Genomic DNA, 488 nt, shown 5'->3' on the forward strand with positions numbered 1-488 from the left:
GGCTGGAAGATTAATCGAGATACCAAAAGAATAACTTTCACCGATGGTAAAAACATCGGAGAGTTAAAACTAATTGGTAGTCGAGACTTGTTCTGTTTCCAAGAATGGCAAATTCAAAGGGTGAGAATAGTTAAACGTGCTGACGGGTATTATTGCCAGTTAATGTTAAAACTTGACGTGAGAGATATAACCCCAAAATTAGAGCCTACCAAAAAATGTGTAGGTTTAGACATGGGACTAAAGTATCTTTATGCCGATAGCGACAACAATACAGTAGAACCTCCTAAATATTATCGAAAAGCAGAGAAGCGTCTTAATAAACTAAATAGGAGAAAATCTAAAAAGTTTAGAAGAGGGCAACAGCAGTCTAATAATTACAAAAAGGCTAGACAAAAGTACGCTAAGGGACATTTAAAAGTAAGTAGGCAACGAGAAGAGTTTGCTAAAAAATTGGCACTCCGTTTAATTCAGTCAAACGACTTGATAGC

The 488-nt window shown here is 36.3% G+C and carries 1 protein-coding gene; it reads left to right on the forward strand.

Features of this window, described 5'->3' with window-relative positions; translation table 11 throughout:
* On the forward strand, positions 1-488 hold a 488-nt coding region (locus BGL89_RS14280; RefSeq protein WP_286826262.1), incomplete at both ends, for an RNA-guided endonuclease InsQ/TnpB family protein.

The sequence above is a fragment of the Microcystis sp. LSC13-02 genome (genome assembly GCA_002282935.1).
Classification (GTDB): domain Bacteria; phylum Cyanobacteriota; class Cyanobacteriia; order Cyanobacteriales; family Microcystaceae; genus Microcystis.